At 41.7% G+C, this 14,382-nt stretch carries 19 protein-coding genes; 6 read left to right on the top strand and 13 right to left on the bottom strand.

The window, feature by feature from the left end; all coding sequences use genetic code 11:
• Positions 1 to 29 precede the first annotated feature (29 nt).
• From EVJ23_RS13230 to EVJ23_RS13215, 4 genes are all read right to left on the bottom strand, one after another.
• Entirely contained in the window at positions 30 to 488 is a 459-nt protein-coding gene (locus EVJ23_RS13230; protein WP_131466427.1) for a GNAT family N-acetyltransferase, read from the bottom strand.
• 95 nt (positions 489 to 583) lie between these two features.
• Entirely contained in the window at positions 584 to 1,093 is a 510-nt protein-coding gene (locus EVJ23_RS13225) for a GNAT family N-acetyltransferase (protein WP_131466425.1), read from the bottom strand.
• Positions 1,094 to 1,158: 65 nt separating this feature from the next.
• On the bottom strand, positions 1,159 to 1,383 hold the full coding sequence (locus EVJ23_RS13220) for a DUF3006 domain-containing protein (protein ID WP_131466423.1): 225 nt from the start codon (positions 1,381 to 1,383) through the stop codon (positions 1,159 to 1,161).
• Positions 1,380 to 2,222, bottom strand: a complete 843-nt coding sequence (locus EVJ23_RS13215) for a ComEC/Rec2 family competence protein (RefSeq protein ID WP_131466421.1) — start codon at positions 2,220 to 2,222, stop codon at positions 1,380 to 1,382. The genes EVJ23_RS13220 and EVJ23_RS13215 overlap by 4 nt, the downstream gene beginning before the upstream one ends.
• Positions 2,223 to 2,475: 253 nt before the next feature.
• On the opposite strand from EVJ23_RS13215, the gene EVJ23_RS13210 reads away from it, so the two are divergent.
• Both EVJ23_RS13210 and EVJ23_RS13205 read left to right on the top strand, forming a co-directional pair.
• Positions 2,476 to 2,856 carry a hypothetical protein gene (locus EVJ23_RS13210; protein ID WP_131466419.1) on the top strand — a complete coding sequence of 127 codons (381 nt, stop codon included), beginning with the start codon at positions 2,476 to 2,478 and terminating at the stop codon, positions 2,854 to 2,856.
• Positions 2,857 to 3,300: 444 nt separating this feature from the next.
• Entirely contained in the window at positions 3,301 to 3,480 is a 180-nt protein-coding gene (locus EVJ23_RS13205; protein WP_131466417.1) for a hypothetical protein, read from the top strand.
• Between the two features lie 254 nt (positions 3,481 to 3,734).
• Here EVJ23_RS13205 and EVJ23_RS13200 read toward each other — a convergent pair whose 3' ends face one another.
• From EVJ23_RS13200 to EVJ23_RS13195, 3 genes are all read right to left on the bottom strand, one after another.
• Complete coding sequence (locus tag EVJ23_RS13200; RefSeq protein WP_161567036.1) at positions 3,735 to 4,361, bottom strand: helix-turn-helix domain-containing protein; 627 nt, start codon at positions 4,359 to 4,361, stop codon at positions 3,735 to 3,737.
• 408 nt (positions 4,362 to 4,769) lie between these two features.
• Positions 4,770 to 4,916 (bottom strand): hypothetical protein, encoded by a 147-nt coding sequence (locus EVJ23_RS15245; RefSeq protein ID WP_161567037.1) that lies wholly within the window; start codon positions 4,914 to 4,916, stop codon positions 4,770 to 4,772.
• A 216-nt stretch (positions 4,917 to 5,132) separates the two neighbouring features.
• On the bottom strand, positions 5,133 to 5,804 hold the full coding sequence (locus EVJ23_RS13195; protein WP_131466413.1) for a DUF2599 domain-containing protein: 672 nt from the start codon (positions 5,802 to 5,804) through the stop codon (positions 5,133 to 5,135).
• 461 nt (positions 5,805 to 6,265) lie between these two features.
• Here EVJ23_RS13195 and EVJ23_RS13190 point away from each other — a divergent pair, with 461 nt between their 5' ends.
• Together EVJ23_RS13190 and EVJ23_RS13185 are read left to right on the top strand one after the other, a co-directional pair.
• Entirely contained in the window at positions 6,266 to 6,718 is a 453-nt protein-coding gene (locus EVJ23_RS13190; RefSeq protein WP_131466411.1) for a LytTR family DNA-binding domain-containing protein, read from the top strand.
• Positions 6,719 to 6,732: 14 nt separating this feature from the next.
• Complete coding sequence (locus tag EVJ23_RS13185; protein WP_131466409.1) at positions 6,733 to 7,260, top strand: hypothetical protein; 528 nt, start codon at positions 6,733 to 6,735, stop codon at positions 7,258 to 7,260.
• A gap of 389 nt (positions 7,261 to 7,649) precedes the next feature.
• Here EVJ23_RS13185 and EVJ23_RS13180 read toward each other — a convergent pair whose 3' ends face one another.
• From EVJ23_RS13180 to EVJ23_RS13170, 3 genes are all read right to left on the bottom strand, one after another.
• Positions 7,650 to 8,033: a hypothetical protein gene (locus EVJ23_RS13180; protein ID WP_131466407.1), complete on the bottom strand. Its 384-nt coding sequence runs from the start codon at positions 8,031 to 8,033 to the stop codon at positions 7,650 to 7,652.
• Between the two features lie 165 nt (positions 8,034 to 8,198).
• Positions 8,199 to 8,405 carry a hypothetical protein gene (locus EVJ23_RS13175; RefSeq protein ID WP_131466405.1) on the bottom strand — a complete coding sequence of 69 codons (207 nt, stop codon included), beginning with the start codon at positions 8,403 to 8,405 and terminating at the stop codon, positions 8,199 to 8,201.
• A 391-nt stretch (positions 8,406 to 8,796) separates the two neighbouring features.
• Positions 8,797 to 9,252 carry a JAB domain-containing protein gene (locus tag EVJ23_RS13170; protein WP_131466403.1) on the bottom strand — a complete coding sequence of 152 codons (456 nt, stop codon included), beginning with the start codon at positions 9,250 to 9,252 and terminating at the stop codon, positions 8,797 to 8,799.
• 370 nt (positions 9,253 to 9,622) lie between these two features.
• Here EVJ23_RS13170 and EVJ23_RS13165 point away from each other — a divergent pair, with 370 nt between their 5' ends.
• Positions 9,623 to 9,967 (top strand): YolD-like family protein, encoded by a 345-nt coding sequence (locus tag EVJ23_RS13165; protein WP_131466401.1) that lies wholly within the window; start codon positions 9,623 to 9,625, stop codon positions 9,965 to 9,967.
• Positions 9,968 to 10,104: 137 nt separating this feature from the next.
• Here the strand turns inward: EVJ23_RS13165 and EVJ23_RS13160 are convergent, their stop codons facing one another.
• Together EVJ23_RS13160 and EVJ23_RS13155 are read right to left on the bottom strand one after the other, a co-directional pair.
• Entirely contained in the window at positions 10,105 to 11,703 is a 1,599-nt protein-coding gene (locus EVJ23_RS13160; protein ID WP_131466399.1) for an AlwI family type II restriction endonuclease, read from the bottom strand.
• Positions 11,696 to 12,259, bottom strand: coding sequence for a hypothetical protein (locus EVJ23_RS13155; protein WP_131466397.1), 564 nt, complete (start codon positions 12,257 to 12,259; stop codon positions 11,696 to 11,698). Before EVJ23_RS13155 ends, EVJ23_RS13160 begins: the two co-directional genes overlap by 8 nt.
• Before the next feature lie 230 nt (positions 12,260 to 12,489).
• On the opposite strand from EVJ23_RS13155, the gene EVJ23_RS13150 reads away from it, so the two are divergent.
• The gene (locus tag EVJ23_RS13150; protein ID WP_131466488.1) at positions 12,490 to 13,626 is read left to right on the top strand and encodes a DNA cytosine methyltransferase; all 1,137 of its coding nucleotides are present in this window, start codon (positions 12,490 to 12,492) and stop codon (positions 13,624 to 13,626) included.
• Between the two features lie 76 nt (positions 13,627 to 13,702).
• Here the strand turns inward: EVJ23_RS13150 and EVJ23_RS13145 are convergent, their stop codons facing one another.
• Entirely contained in the window at positions 13,703 to 14,101 is a 399-nt protein-coding gene (locus EVJ23_RS13145; RefSeq protein ID WP_131466395.1) for a hypothetical protein, read from the bottom strand.
• Between the last annotated feature and the right edge of the window lie 281 nt (positions 14,102 to 14,382).

Here is a 14,382-nt window from a genome sequence, read left to right as displayed (position 1 = left end):
ATTAAGAGATATGGGCTTTTAAATAGAGCTCATATCTTTTTTACATAATCAATCAATATCAGTTTACTGTTTATTTGATGTTGGGCCTCTCGTTTGTATCCAAGCTTTTCATAGAAATGATGATTTCTAGTATTCAAATGAGGTGTATCTAATCTCCATTCCTTAGCGAGTGGGAATTCTGCTTCAATTAAATTTATTATTTCAGTCCCAAAGCCTTTGTTTTGATACCGTTCAGATAAAAATATTCGATTTAAACGATATCTCCCTTCACTCATATCTCGAATGTCAGCTCCGCCAGCAATTTTTCCATCAATCCAAATGGTGTAATGAATGAACAGCTCAATCTTCTTGATTAGCCGCTCTATCGGCTCGTTAACAGGACTGGTATCATAATCTTCATACTTTATTAAATCCTTTTGAAAGGCTTCCTTTTGTATGTCCAATAATACAGATGCTTCATGTTTACTCGATCTTTGGATAAGTAACATATCAGTTCTCCAATTCTACAAATTATGCAATCCTTAAGCTTTATTCATTTCAACCCTAAAAGCGTCAAAAACAATCTGATATATGATTTTTCAGGTTATAATTTTGTCCCTATGTTTTCCCATCCATAGACAATCTCTCGATAATCAATTCCGTGAATTTCAACTGAAGTAACTTCTATTTCCTTACCTCCCAATGCTTCATAAAAAAGTCTGCTGGGGTTCTGATCTAAAACAAAAACCTTCAGAGAGGAAAATCCTTCATTCACCAATTCTAATGCAACTGCATCAAATAACAACTTACCTAGTCCTTGATATTGATAGTGTTGAAGTAGATAAATAGAATACAACTCTCCTGTAAATGTCGGACAAACTGCTTTTTCGGACGGCCCTCCATGTGCAAACCCAACAATCTCTTCATCTAAATTCTCGACCACATAGACCGTTTGATTTTGGAGAATGTTGTACCATTTCAATTCTTTGGTTTTATAGTTTAAGTCCTTCAAGTAATCTTCTGATAAAATGCCTTTATATGTCGATTGCCAACTATCTATTTGTACTTTTGCAATATGATAGGCGTCAGATGGTTTTGCGATTCTGATTTTCATAAGACTTCTCCCTCGTCATATTTTTCGTACTTTGCCTAACAAATTTGCGCTGATGTTTAAGAAGGTTAATCCTCCCAAAGCTCATCCATTAACTCATCGATTTCTTTTGATAACCGTTCTTTTTCCCCTGTATCCACCTCAACTCGTCCATCTTCGTAAAACCAAAGCACATCGCCCGACTGCGTCGATTCAGGGAGCCGTGACTTTGGAATATCCTCCATCACTTCTCCGAATTCGACGACAGCCAAGTCCCCTTCGAATCGATCGATGATTCCCCGTCGTCTCTTCATTTGGATTTTTTCACGGCATAACTCGAGCCGTTCCCCGTGATGATAATTGTGCCATTCTTGTCTGTTCGAAGCGTGTTCGCTTTTTGTCGCTTCAAGTTCGTCACCACTTCGGACGTCGGGTGCCCATAGCTGTTTTTCCCGACGCTGATGATGGCATGCTTCGGTTTGACCGTGTTCAGGAACGTGCTGCTTGTCGACGTCTTGGCACCGTGATGGCCCACTTTCAATACATCCGCCCGGAGCGTCTGCTTCTTGGCCATCATGTCCTTCTCAGAAACGTGTTCCGCGTCCCCTGTGAACAAGAACGTGTTCTTCTTGTATGTGACATGAAGGACCGCACTCCAGTTGTTCAAGTCACTGTTCGAGTAGGATTTGACCGGACCGACAAACTTCGCACTAACACCTTTGATCGGCAGTTTCACGCCGGCCTGTGCCGTTTTGATGGTCTTCCCTTCCCGTTTGACGGCTTGAAGGAAGTCTTTGTAGGCCTGGGTCGTGTGCTTCACTTTCGGTGCGTAGACGTTCTCGACACGATAGGCATCCAAGATTTCATCCAATCCACCGATATGATCCGCATCCGGATGCGTCGAGATCAATACCTCGATGTCATCCACTTTTTGTTTTTTGAGATAGGCGACGATGGCATCACCTTTTCCTTTGTTCCCACCATCGATGACCACGTCCTCCCCGCTCGGCATCTTGATGTAGATGGCGTCTCCCTGTCCGACATCGACGTAATGGACTTTGATGCTCGCAGCGGCCGATGCCTCTCCGTATGGCGACACCAATAGCGCTCCACTAAATAGAACGGCACTCCCGATTTTAATCAATTTATTCATCTTCTATCACTCCGCTTTAAAAATATTGTAAAATTATCCAACACACCTTTATTATAATCCGGCATTTGTTAAATAGCTTCTAAATACTAAGCACCATCAGACACAAGAATGATTATGGTTTTTATTTGATGAACGGAGTTTCATGTGCAACACCTCCTAAGGTTTTTAAGAACCGTATTCGATTTGTACATAAACTCGTCACTGTTTGCCATACGTAACACGAGATACACTTAAATCAAAAAGGAGTTATCTCATGAATCTTCAAGAGTGGATTAGACTGTTTTACAAGACGGAAACACTGCGATTTGATCACCTTTGGACATACTTAAATACGACACCCCAAGAACTTGAAGAGTACATCAATCGACTCAATCCTTGGTTGAACATTGCTTTGAAGTCCTCTGACGGCATCGATGACGCGGAAATCATCGACGAACTTGAGCATTACCTGCTTCGTCGATTCAAGAAACGAAAAAAGAAAGCCAAAGTTACGCTCGAGGTCGAGTTGGAACTCCCGGAAGATGCCTTCAATTTTTCTCAGACCGAAAAAATGAGAATGATTGAACGAGTCACAAACCATATGGAAGCCCAAAACTTGAAGGATTGGCGCATCGTGAGGATGCAAAGGATATAATTGGTTGATGTGTATGTAGATCTGTCTACGTATATACGCCTATACATACCATGTACGAAAGAGTAGAAAATGAAATTCACTTATTTAGTCCTACCTCTGGCCTTACTACTGATAGCCGGATGTACCAGGCTTCCACGAATGAGAAAGTGGAAGAAACTGCTCCACAAACCGAAACACGGTCGTCGAGACGACTGAAGCGAGCACTGACGAATCAAAGAGAGATGATTTAAGTCTAGAGAACGTATAAATAAGGAGCGTTTGAAGGGAATCCGCTCCCCTTCGAACATGAAGTAATCAAGCAGGTATGGGACTCGCGGTGTCGCGTGACCCCATGTGTACTTTGAACACTGTTCCCATACCTCTTTTTCAATCTGATATGCTCAATCAACGTCTGCAATCATTTATACATAAAAAATTACAGATAAAATTATGGAGGTCTTTATCATGTCAAAATACGGTCCTTATATATTGGTGACATTTCTATTCGTTGTATTTTTAAAGGACTTATTAATTTTTTTTAACGGAAGTAATTTGCAATGGCTAAATGCTTTGATTTTACTTTTAAGTGCACTAACATTAATGATTGCAATTCAAGTTGCAAAGTCTATTAAGAAAGAAAATTGACCTAGATGATAGCAGAGCAATACGAACCACAGCTGGACATGGTACTCTTATATTTTTAACGCAATCATCAATGTATAAAAACACATTCTTTTTCTCAAAGAATGTGTTTTTTCATCTCTCATTTGCTTATACGATCCGTTGACCATATTGGAAAGTAGGTCAATTTCTATTAATTATAGTTGGAGGAATCCGACTCCTTATTGACTAAATTGTGCTTTCATAGATATCATCCAGCTATCCCAGTACTAAGAGTTTTATCTGCTATCAGATTCATTTTTATACATTCCTGATTTCTTTTTCAATCTAACATGCTCAATCAACGCTTGCATGATTTGTTCTTCTTTAATTCCAAAATCCTGATCGAACGGCACTCGCTCTCCTTCGAATAGAAACGCATCAACCAAGTAAAGGACTCGTGGTTTTTTACGCGGGGCGCTTTCCTTGAGACATCGTTCCCAGACGAACTGCTCGAACTCTTTTGAATGACCCCTATGCTCGATCGCACGTCGTACCATCGCCCGTGTGATTTCAAGATGATCTTCCCATAGCCAACGTCCGGCCACTTGGTGCCACATCTCGATTCGCCCCTGCTCCTTGATTGCTTCTACATCGACTTCGACGCGGTACGGCGCCTCATCCTCATTTTTAACGACATCCCGTGAATCACCTGTCACCGAGTCTGGATACATCTCCCATCCTTCAGGCATCCGTTCTTTGATGAACTGCTCGAGCGCCTCCTCACTGATCCGATAGCCTTTTTTACGCGATTCGAGCGGTTCCGCCTGGATCACGCCTTTTCGTACCCAGTTGCGAACCGTCTCCTTGTGGCTTGTGAGCTTGTTCTTCGATAAGATTTCAAATGCTTCGTCAATCGTATACATGATGGACCTCCCTTTTAATACAATGATGACTTTATTAAATAATACCATAATCATTGCATTAAAGTGATAAGATTCCTTAAGTGATTTCAAATTTATTAGAAATCATTTAATGGATTCCAATCAAAAACACCATTCAGTCGAATGGTGTTCCTTGCGTGGCGTTAGACGCGCCCACGGTCTTGCTTTTGACGTTGCCCTTACGCTCCGTGCCTCCCGTCAGAAAGGGCCAGGAACATAGAGATGCGGCTAAACCAGCAGCTCTTGTTATCGGGCCGTCAGGGGGGCAGCGGTGCGATGAGCGACTTCGCCATATGGCGCTAGACGCTCACGCATGAGCCCGGGTCACCATTCCTTCTCCCACGCCCCGTCCTCGGACACGCCCCAATCCTCGAACCGATACTTGATGAGTCAATGGACATGCATCACTTCATACTCGAATACACCCTTAGATAGCTCTGAGACGACAAGACTGACATCCCCATCTGCCACCCATGTCCCATACAGATACACTTTCTTGATTGGTGCGGTCACTTGAAACGAATTATTATCCTCCAAAAAAGAATACCCAGGCTAAGAGCGAAAGAAAAAAGGTGATTGTCCTATAGAACTCGAATTCACGACCGTCCCTCTTTCCTACGCTCGAGTAAAAAGTGGTTTTTTAGTGTATTCGTAGAATACCTTAGCCATCTCATAGACTATTAGAAAGCAGAAGGTCTTTTGTTAGACTACCCAGAGTACAGAATTCATTTATACAAGATGATTAAGTTTGACTCATTCCGGATTACAGAGAGTGCGAATCATCATAGCTTCTGACACAATCGGTCGTCCTACTTCTATATCCCAGCTTCCAGCTAACGCCCCAAATACATCGTAATCAAAGTGACACTTGTACTGCTTGTACATTGATCCTTTATCATTTTTAATAACACTATATTTTTTCCCCAACTCAGTCCATCCAGCTTTCATAGTTGGACCATATAACCGTACAGACCATTTTGGTTCCATAGAATAAGTTTTCCACCCACCACGGTTACTTGAATACCATGTCTTATTGAAATATTTACTTACATTATGTGAAGCGGTTGTTGTTGCACTCATTGTACTCATACTGAAATTTGAAATATTTGTTTGTTTAAGTGTATTAAATCCTGTTTCACTTGCAGAAAAGTCATTATTCAAAAGATTTTTTACTATTTGATCTTGTTGCTCTGCAGGAAAACCTGCTAGATAATCATCTAATCTTGTACCTACCTCATCAATCCATTCTTCATTTTGTTCCATATACTCATCTGTTTCCTCAAAAGGAACTGAATCAATCTCTGAGAGAGCATTTTTTAAATAATCAAATTCCTCAGTATTAGTGGATGCTGACGTAGGAACAGCACTACTCACTAACACAAAAATAGCAGACGTAACAAATAACTTTTTACCAATATTTTTCATTTTAATCCCCCTGATTAGAAAATTATTCTATTTGAACCAACAATTAAGATATTACTAGTATTTAAGTGTTAGATAAATAGGATGATATGTTTAAAAAGGAAGGATGCCTTTAGTGCTTTCCCACTATGTAGGTCTATTTTGTCCCAATCAAAGATTGAATTTGTTTGATTTATACAATTTTCCTGTCTTTCAAAAAATTTATAAATAATATCGTCACATCAAAAAAATGGGTTATTTTTATCTTTATTCAAGTCAAGAACTTTAATAATAGAACAACATTTGATGATTAGTTTTGATTCAAATCTCCAGCCTAACTTAGGAAGAGTATCCATCCATTAATGCATTTCATCTGAATATAAGTGTAAAGTACCGTTCTTATATTGTTATATAAATTCCCAATTGTTACACTGACTCTGAAATCAAGTTTCTTTGTTAAAAAAAATATGGAAGGGGGACGTGGTTTGAAGATTAAACTTTGTGTAGGTCAAAATCGATTCGATGAAATAAAATCATTTTTGAAAGAAAAAGGAATAGAAGTGGACGACAATGCTGAACTCGTATTGAGTGAAGTGAATAATTTTATTAAAAGTTTAACCGTGAGAGATAAAAAAACCAATGAGAAACTCGTTGTATTTGTAGAAGACATTATTTGCATTGAGTCTTACGGCGATAGTATTGAAATTCAGACCAATGACTCTTTATACCAGTGCAATGAGCGCCTATACCAAATCGCAAACTCCCTAGATCCTCAAGCATTTTTACGCATTAGTAACTCTGTCATCATCTCCACAAATAAAATAAAACAAATAAAGCCGACACTTTCGTCAAAATTCATCCTTACGTTAATTAACGGGAAAAAAGTTGATGTCACAAGAAGTTACTATCATATTTTTAAAGACTACTTTCAAATTTAAAGGAGGAATATTTCTTGCCATTTCCAAACTATATCGTTGCTTCATTAATACTATTATTGATATTTATTGTCTCAATCGTTATTTACTTTCAAATTTACAAACGTCATATCAATAAAGCTTTAAAACGTAATAATGAAAAACGTTCTGCGCTTACACCCCCTTACAAAATCACTATAATTATGTCTGGCTTTATATTATTGATGGGCATTTTAATTAGCTATTTTGCAGGCTACACGAATGCATATAAGGACTACGAAAAAACGTTGTGGGAGTTCAAGCCAACAGATGTGGAGACTTTTTATGCGCAAATCACAGAAATTGATAACAATTCCATAGTAGTTGAAGGAATTGAATTAAATAAAGAAGAATTTCAAGGTACACTCAATTACGACTTTTTTGAAGAACAAATCACAATTTATCAAAATGATGATGTTATTGGTCTTCCCGAGTTATCAAATGGAGATTTAGTCTCCATTACACTTTTAACGGATCGCTCAGGTAGTACAGATATTTTTAAAATAGAATTATTAGAACGTGAATGAATACACAAAAAATATTTGCAGATTGTTACTTAAAAAGGCGATTCTCTAATCATAAGAGAATCGCCTTTCATGCTTGTTCACTTTTCTATTCACTGAGTCAAGGCGTATCTTTCAATCAACACGTGAATGATTCGTTTATTCCATTCAACAAAACCTTTATTAAAGGGAATCCAATCCACTTCGAACATCAGGCAATCAAGCAAGTACGGGAAACGCCCAAGTACTTGCTTTTGGTGTTGATTTTACGCTCCTTGTCTCTCGTCAGAAAGGTCCAGGAACATAGAAATGCGGCGACCAGCCAGCAACTCTTGTTATCGGACCGTCAGGGGGATAGCGGTGCGATGAACGACTTCGCCATGAGTCGCTAGACGCTCACGTATGAGCCTGAATCACCATTCCTTCTCCCACGCCCCGTCCTCGGACACGCCCCAATCTTCAAACCGGTACTTGATAAGCCAATGCACATGCATCACTTCATATTCGAACACACCTCTCGATAGCTCCGAGACGACGAAACTGACGGCCCCGTCCGCCACCACCCATGTTCCGTACAGATACACCTTCTTGCGCGGACGCTCTGCCCCGTCCAAATAGATCAACACCCTGAAGTAAGGCGAGTTTCGCCCCTCGTCGAAACGGACGACCTTCTCGACGCAATGTTCCTTGTCGACGACACGCATCCATTCCGGATGTTCCATCAGTTCCGAAAACACCGTCCGGACGAACGGATCCAACCCTTCGAACGCATAGTCATCTAATCGCGTGTCGTCCATCACGTCTCATCCTTTCCGATTTTTATATAAACCTGTTCCCCGTCCAAAGACAGTTCAGTCCTTGTCCATAAACCAAAAGAGATGATGCTCACAAAATGTATACACGTATACATGTATACGTGTATACAAATCTACATGTATACATATCTACACAATAAAAAAATCTTATGGCCGATTATGTACCTGAAGCGCATCCGTGTTGAAGAAGATTGTGGCCTGCGTCAAGAGCTCCCCTTCTTTCACGTCACAAAGGATGTCCATGCTCACGAGTTTGAATTCCCCATTCTCAACGTTCAACCGATCCCGAAGCCGTCGAAGCAACACCTCGGTCATCTCATCCATCGTCTGTTGATCTAGTTTGTAATCCTGCATCTGAATTCACCCTCTCCTCTTGATAGCCTAACGATACCGCGTTCACGATGACGTAGCATCTCAGGCTACTACACGTAAGCCCTAGTGTTGTTTCAAACAAGCCCAGGGCTTACGTAAGGAAAACGACTAGTTTCGACAAACAAGCACTTTTTTATCTTCTATGGATTGATCGCAACCCGTCCCCCCCCTCACGAGATGGAACAAACCACCCTCCTGTGACTTCGAACGAGCCCATTCGTTTTCGTCGTGCGAAAACATTCCTTTTCCCGGATCCGCTGGGCGGATCCAGGCGAGAGCAACGCGAGTCGCCCATTTTTTAAAAGAAAAACTCAGGTTTTTCTTCCATGCCCTTCCCGGACAGACCGGGACCGGTACCCCGGCCCCACTCCATTCACCCCATGTAGCCCCGCTGTTTCAAGCTAATGTACGATTCCTCCTTCCCGAGTATCACATGGTCGAGCACCGGGATGCCGATAAGCTGTCCCGCTTCATATAAACGCTCTGTCACTTCGATATCTTCCCGGCTCGGGGTCGGGTCTCCGCTCGGATGCTGATGACAGACGACAAGGCAGGCTGCGTTGTTGAGGATAGCGCATTTGAAGATTTCCCGTGGGTGGACGATGCTCGAGTTGATGCTCCCGATATGCGCCCGATGGACACCGATGACATTGTTTTTCGTATTGAGCATGATGACCAAAAAGATTTCACGGTCGTCCTCTGCGATGAATGGTGCCGCGATGGACCGGGCACATGCGGGTGAACGAAGTGTGGCGTGCTCAAGCGCGACCATCTCCTCGCGAATTTCCTGCTTGATACGAACGACTTCGATGATGGATGTGAGTTCCATGTTTGTTTGTCCCCTTTCGGATAAGCTGACCTCAGAACGAACACCGTTGTGCGTCCTGTTGACGGGAACGAAGCGAGCGTCGGGAGACGGTGCAAGGGCGACCGCAGGGAGAGCCTCAAAAAAATGCGTAGAGCGCACGGAGAACCAGGCTTCCGTAGCCAACGAGCGAAAAGCTCTGCTTTGAGCCTGAAGCGAAGGAAGACGGGCCGCAGGGCGCGTCATTTTTTTGACGTCCCTTGCACCGCCGCCCAGCGAGCTAGAGTACGGAAACAGGACGCACGGATCACGATTCCGTAAAAAAGCTGTTCAAAACAGATAAACCGGGTATAAAATAAGAACAAGTGTTCGTTTTTAAAGAAGGGAGTTACTCATGATGACGATGTATCGCGATCGGGGTGAACTGAAATGGATTCCATTCCTCATGCCCGAACACAAGGCGTTGCTGACGAAGTACTATAAAGAGATTCAAAAAATCGAGATGCCTGACATCGATGAACAGGTCCTATCGGTCTATGAGAACGTGCTGAATGACGCGATTTTCAGTGGGGACATGGTGGAGGTAAGATATATGGAGGAGAGGGAAATGAAGCGATTCAAGGGGTTCGTGCACCGGACGAACTATATGGAGCGGACCGTCGAACTGGCCAATCAGCGGGACGATATCATCCATGTGCCTTTCGAGGCGATTATTCACGTGGAACAATCGATGGACTAACGCCCTGGCGGTTGTTCGAAGTCTGCGTCGCGAAACGAAGTGTCGCTCCTCGACTTTCCAAAAAATAAAAGGAAAGAGCGATTGTGCTCTTCCCTTATTGACTAGCTTCACTTGTATAAACAGATGTGTATCTTGAATTATACAAATTGCTTCAAATCATTGAACCCTTTGTTTTTAGCATTCTCAATAAATAGACGGACCCGTTCTTCTTGAGGGATTTGGTTCTCCAAACAATAGTCAAGAAAACCAATCAACACTTCACGCGTGATCATTAATCCTTCAATCGTTTCACCTGTTAATTTTTCCGCAAGCGACGTGATCGATTCTAATTTTTTCTCACCAGTGAAATCTCCAGAGGTGACATACCCATAGAACTTAAGCGTACTTTCGTCATAAGTCATATAGTTTTGAATGTACTCAGATGCCATGTAATTCGCGAGTTGTTGCGTTAATCCAAATCCATTCGGATAGTGTTTGGTGTCGATGATACCATGAATAGAACCTGAACGAATCAAAATTTCGATTTCTGTCTGTTTTCCCTGAATTTTAGGTTGATAGATTGTCTCGAAGCCGATTGCCTTCAAAATTTCAGTGGTCGTTCGTTCAAATTCATTATGCGTCATGTCGCCTAAATAGTTCTCCACAAACTCTTCAGAAAGATGGTTCATTGATCCTTTTTCAGCCTGTACCGCGCTCATGGCTTTCAAGGCATCGCTTTTCCCAAAGACAGGTTCGAGATAAGACATAAATTCTTCAGGTGTCAATTCTTTGGGATTAGGGATTTTTTTTAAAATATCTCTAATTTTCCTGGCCATTTTAAGCGTGTTACTGGCGGGTTTGATGTCTCCAAACTCATTTGATTTGTAGCTATCAATATCTAGACCGCTATTTTGGGCCATCCGTTCAACTGAGATGAGGTACCGAGTATTGAACGGATAGCGCGAATCGTAATAAGCGATACTCTCCATCGCCGTCTCGACCAAAGTCGAATCTGTTGTCAGAATCGAAGTTCCCCTTTGATATTCAACGAGTCCTGTATACTCACATAGCAACATGAATGTATGTGCAACGTCTGAATGAGCCTGATAGTAATCGCGAGCGGCCTTGTCGTTTCGGGCCCGATGATCGTAGTGAACCGCGATTTCTTGCTTCATTAATTCTTTTTGTTCTGGAGACGCATTTCGGAATGATAGGATTTTTGAGACAACCTCTTGTTCCTGCGAATCTTTTTGTGCGGTCAAAACGAAATACGTGATTTCTTCTTTAGATAGACGGTACTCAAGCTCTGAACGTTGTACGAGTTTGATTAAAAAGCGCGCTGGGCGAATACGGAACCCTTCTTCGAATTTCGGTCGGAATCCTTTTTCCATGAAATAGGCATTCGGAATTTGAAGCGTGAGAATTTGCTTTTTCACGTTTTCATACGGTTTGACTCCATCTACTAAAGCCTTCCCTACTTTAGTCGGCTTTACGAATCCTTCTTTATCAATGTAACAGTACGAGAATGTCTTCAACATCGCGCACCACGTACGTCCCCCGGACCCGTCATTGCTCACGTTGTTACGCTTTAACCCATGTGCCGCTAGGACCGATTCATAACGCTTGTGCAGTTCTCGGTTCCCTTCCCATTTCTTTGTGAAATTGTCTGTCGCCTCTTTCAATGCAGTAACGGCTTCCGCGTGGAAGCGCGGATCTCTCTCCGGTCGTGTGATAAACCATACTTTACGTTCAGCCATATTGTTTCATCCTTTCAGTTCTCAATTTGTTTTTCCGTTCTCGTATGTCTGGTCGGTCATTTAATTCGGTCAATAGTTGCTTTTTGACCATTCGGTTTTCCGGCAATGGATTTTTGTCATAATATTCGACGACTCTATAGATGACATCGAAATGATTTTGGACTGCCTCATCAAATCCAACCTCGCCATCCAGCTCAGATACCGAATCGATGATATCCCCATACTTTCCAATAATTTCTTCGATGTCGAGAATCGATATATCTGACGGATCACTGTCTTTTGTAAAGGAAGACATCGTTCCATTCTTTAACTCTTCTTTCATCTCCAGTGCAGCCTTCCAGTATCGAATCAACATGATTGCATTGAAGACGTTCCCCGCACGTTCGTCTCGATAAATCGAGTTGAGTTCTCGTCCTGTCTTCTCCGATAGGATCCTTCTGATGTCTTTTTGTGCCAGATGTTCCTTGAACGAACTTATAATTTCTTCTGTAATGAAACTCGAACAGAGATACATTTCACATAACTCTCTTAAGTTTCTAAGACGCTTATCCTTCAATCGTTCCTCCCCCTCTTAGGTATCTGCTTCTGAATTCAGATTATAATAGGCTATCAAAGTAAAATCATTCAACGTTGAATGATTTTACTTTGATAGTGTCCTGTATTTTCGTTTTTTACGATTTGAGCTTTAGGGCTGCTATTTTTTGAAAAGAGATGTAGAATAGGCTTATGAGTAAGCAAGAACATACTTTCGTTTTTTTGAAAGCGTTGAAAGTGAGGAGTTTTATTATGATATTTAAAAAAGGTGAACTATTTAATGGCCCAGGTGGCCTTTCTCTTGGTGCGAAAAATGCACGTGTGATTCATCCAGAGACGAATGAGGAGTACCGAATTGTACATGAATGGTCGAACGACTACGATGAGCAGGCTTGTAAAACGTTCCGATTCAACATCTGTGATGACATCGAGGATAATTCCGTCCACCACGGTCCCGTCGAACAACTTCCAATTGGAGACAAGTCGGTCCTTGGTGACATCGATTGCTTCGCGTTCGGGTTCCCATGCAATGACTACAGCCAAGTAGGTGAAAAACATGGATTGAATGGTACATTCGGCCCTCTCTATTCTTATGGGGTTAAAGTGTTGAAAGAGTATCAACCAAAATTTTTCGTCGCTGAGAACGTCGGTGGCCTCCAAAGTGCCAATGAAGGCAAAGCATTCATTCAAATTTTGACCGAACTAGAGGAATGCGGATATGTATTGACGCCTCACCTGTATCGTTTCGAGCTTTATGGCGTCCCACAGGCTCGTCACCGGATCATCATCGTCGGAATTCGTCAGGATTTAGCAAATCAAGGAATCGAATTTAAAGTTCCAGCACCACTTAACACGCTCGACAACGTGAAGACGGCAAGTGAAGCGATTTTGAATCCTCCAATTCCAGAAGATGCAATGAATAATGAATTAACTAGACATAATCCTAAAGTCGTAGAAATGCTTGGACATATTCCACCTGGCGAAAACGCTTGGTACTTAGGGATCCCAGAACATTTGCGATTAAACGTTAAAGGTGCGCGTCTGAGCTCGATTTATAAAAGATTAGACCCGAACCGTCCAGCGTATACCGTGACAGGAAGCGGTGGTGGTGGTACGCATATGTATCATTGGGAGGAAGAACGTGCTTTGACAAATCGTGAGCGGGCCCGTCTCCAAACGTTCCCTGATGATTTTGTGTTCGTGGGTAGTAAAGAACAGGTACGGAAACAAATTGGCATGGCGGTTCCTCCGGCAGGCGCTCAAATTGTTTTCGAGGCCATTTTAAAAACATTCGTTGGAGTCGATTATGAATCAACAGAACCTACACCAAAGCTCCAATTGCATAATCTTAAAGGAATCAAAAAAATGCCAAAAATCGTAACGACTTGATACTTCGACGTCAACATTTCATAAAACCAAAAAGCGGATTCACTCTAGTGTAAGAACTGAGTGAATCCGCTTTTCTTTATTGCGGTAAAAATTCTAATTCAATTGTCGTGGGAGACGTCCACGTTATACGAACCGCATCATCAACCTGAGCATTCACACTGTTAAACCAATCTCCTAATAGTTGTAAATTCCCACTCCCTTGAAGATTTTTTGCATATACACCACCAGCTCGGCTGTTCCCTGATGCCCTTAAAGTTTCATTTGCTAGAAACCCATCAACAGAATTGCAATTGTATAAAATATTCGCTCCTTCCTGATTACTATTAAAGATATTGTATTCTCTTGCGATGTGGGAAGGAATATGAAGATATCCTTCTCCATAAACATTCCCCCTAGTACTCGTATGCCTGTGCGTACCCCATTCTAAATACGCTTGCTTCAATGTAAGAACATAACAATTTCCTGCTTCCGGCATATAAAGACCTCCACTCCTAATTTTATAAACAATAGAGTTCAAGGCCGATCGAATTAGAAAAACGGTATTCTACATTCAATCGTGCTGTAACAATATTATCGTTTGTATTTTATCACCAAAAATAGCCATTTATGTATTTCGAAAATAAAATAGCTTGGTGTGCCTTTCCGTCTTTTTAACGAACGTTAAACGCACAAATAACTAACTCAAAAAAATACTAACCAGAACAGTTTCAAACAGCCGTTCGTCTTTTATATCAAACGTTCATTTTCTAATTCTTT

This window comes from Exiguobacterium sp. SH1S1, assembly GCF_004337245.1.
GTDB lineage: Bacteria > Bacillota > Bacilli > Exiguobacteriales > Exiguobacteriaceae > Exiguobacterium > Exiguobacterium aurantiacum_A.
This window is presented reverse-complemented; position numbering and strand designations above follow the sequence as displayed.

Excerpts from the sequence above, each read along its gene's own strand:
- EVJ23_RS13230 (WP_131466427.1), bottom strand. The coding sequence starts at position 488 with ATGTTACTTATCCAAAGATCGAGTAAACATGAAGCATCTGTATTATTG.
- EVJ23_RS13225 (WP_131466425.1), bottom strand. The coding sequence starts at position 1,093 with ATGAAAATCAGAATCGCAAAACCATCTGACGCCTATCATATTGCAAAA.
- EVJ23_RS13220 (WP_131466423.1), bottom strand. The coding sequence starts at position 1,383 with ATGAAGAGACGACGGGGAATCATCGATCGATTCGAAGGGGACTTGGCT.
- EVJ23_RS13215 (WP_131466421.1), bottom strand. The coding sequence starts at position 2,222 with ATGAATAAATTGATTAAAATCGGGAGTGCCGTTCTATTTAGTGGAGCG.
- EVJ23_RS13210 (WP_131466419.1), top strand. The coding sequence starts at position 2,476 with ATGAATCTTCAAGAGTGGATTAGACTGTTTTACAAGACGGAAACACTG.
- EVJ23_RS13205 (WP_131466417.1), top strand. The coding sequence starts at position 3,301 with ATGTCAAAATACGGTCCTTATATATTGGTGACATTTCTATTCGTTGTA.
- EVJ23_RS13200 (WP_161567036.1), bottom strand. The coding sequence starts at position 4,361 with ATGTATACGATTGACGAAGCATTTGAAATCTTATCGAAGAACAAGCTC.
- EVJ23_RS13195 (WP_131466413.1), bottom strand. The coding sequence starts at position 5,804 with ATGAAAAATATTGGTAAAAAGTTATTTGTTACGTCTGCTATTTTTGTG.
- EVJ23_RS13180 (WP_131466407.1), bottom strand. The coding sequence starts at position 8,033 with ATGGACGACACGCGATTAGATGACTATGCGTTCGAAGGGTTGGATCCG.
- EVJ23_RS13175 (WP_131466405.1), bottom strand. The coding sequence starts at position 8,405 with ATGCAGGATTACAAACTAGATCAACAGACGATGGATGAGATGACCGAG.
- EVJ23_RS13170 (WP_131466403.1), bottom strand. The coding sequence starts at position 9,252 with ATGGAACTCACATCCATCATCGAAGTCGTTCGTATCAAGCAGGAAATT.
- EVJ23_RS13165 (WP_131466401.1), top strand. The coding sequence starts at position 9,623 with ATGATGACGATGTATCGCGATCGGGGTGAACTGAAATGGATTCCATTC.
- EVJ23_RS13160 (WP_131466399.1), bottom strand. The coding sequence starts at position 11,703 with ATGGCTGAACGTAAAGTATGGTTTATCACACGACCGGAGAGAGATCCG.
- EVJ23_RS13150 (WP_131466488.1), top strand. The coding sequence starts at position 12,490 with ATGATATTTAAAAAAGGTGAACTATTTAATGGCCCAGGTGGCCTTTCT.
- EVJ23_RS13145 (WP_131466395.1), bottom strand. The coding sequence starts at position 14,101 with ATGCCGGAAGCAGGAAATTGTTATGTTCTTACATTGAAGCAAGCGTAT.